This window comes from Streptomyces sp. MK37H, assembly GCF_018035285.1.
Lineage (GTDB): Bacteria > Actinomycetota > Actinomycetes > Streptomycetales > Streptomycetaceae > Streptomyces > Streptomyces endocoffeicus.
This window is the reverse complement of the sequence record NZ_JAAAYH010000843.1, coordinates 1-1426: the sequence shown is the minus strand read 5'-3', so window position 1 is coordinate 1426 and position 1426 is coordinate 1. Positions and strand designations below refer to the sequence as shown.

General features: G+C 75.1%; 1 pseudogene. It reads left to right on the top strand.

Annotated features, from left to right (window positions below):
• A pseudogene (locus GWI24_RS44330) lies at nucleotides 1-1426 on the top strand (serine/threonine protein kinase); the annotation flags it as partial.

The following is a 1426-nucleotide window of genomic DNA, read 5'->3' as shown; positions in this document are numbered from 1 at the left end:
CGGTCAGCCGGAGGCCGTGGAGAACGCCCAACCGTCGGCCTCCGAAGGCCCGTCCGCCACCGAAGGCGGCTCCTGGGACTCCGGCGGGGCCACCGGCGGCGGCCCCGCCACCGCGCTCGCCGCCGAACGCGCCCGCCAGGCCCGTATCGTCGTGGTCGGCGCCGTCACCGAACGGTGGGCGCCCGAGCAGGCGGGCCCGGTCCATGAGAACTGGCGGCTGGCGCCCCCGGTCGGCCCCGCCGCCGATCTGTGGGCGCTCGGCGCGCTGCTGTTCCGCGCGGTGCAGGGCCATGCCCCGTACCCGGAGGAAAGCGCCGCCGAGCTGGTGCAGATGGTCTGTGGGGAGGCGCCCGCGTACGCGGAGGAGTGCGGTCCGCTGCGCCCCGTCGTCGAGTCGCTGATGCGCCAGGACCCCACCGAGCGCCCGGACTTCGAGGAGCTGCGCGGCTGGCTGCGGTCGCTGATCCGGTCGGCGCCCGAGCCGGACGTCGGCATCAGCATGGTCACGGTGCCCTCGCTCGGCTCCGGTGGTGTGTCCGACCCCCGGCGGCTGCCGATCGTCCGCAGGCGGGGCTGGCTGGTGCGCAGGGGCCGGGGGCGCCGCCCGGCCGCGGCGGCCGACACGCCGGTGGGTCACGCGCGGCACCGGCGGGACAAGCGCGAGAAGCGCGAGAAGAGAGAGCCCCGGGAGACCCGGCAGGCTCCTCCGGCGCCCCCCACCCAGCGCAAGCCGCGCAGGCTGGGGCGGATGCTGCTGCTCCTGATCCTGCTGGGGCTGGCGGCCGCGGTGCTCTACGCGATGATGTTCATGCCGCGCTCCAAGGACGACGGCGGCCAGGAGCGTACGGGCTCGGCCGGTGCGCCCAGCGCGGCGCCGAACGACCCCGCGGACGGCGTCGGCGACAAGGGCGACGGCGACGAGGGGGAGGCCGGAAAGCCGGCCGACCCCGGCGACCAGGAGCCGCAGTCCACCGACCCGGCCGGGCTGGCGAAGGGCTTCGCGGTCCGTAAGGACCCCAAGGGCTTCAAGGTCGCCGTCCACGAGGGCTGGACCCGCAGGGGCGAGAACGGCCGCGGCCAGATCCGCTACATCGGCGGCGACTTCGAGCTGGTGGTCGTGGCCGGGCGGGACAAGATGTCCGAGTTCGGCGGCGACCCGATGGCGTACCAGCAGGACCGCGAGGCCGAACTGTCCGCCTTCCGCGGCTCCTCCTGGGCCTCGTCCTCCGGGCTGCGGCGGATCGACGTCGGCCGTACGGCGATGGCGGAGGGCGCGTTCACCTGGCGCGACAGCAGCGGGCGGAATGTGTACGCGCGCAATCTCGCGATGCTGATCGACGGCCGCTACCACGTGGTCCTGGTCATCGGCCCGTCCGATGAGCGCCGGGCGGTCAACCAGTACTTCGACCAGGCCACGGCCACGTAC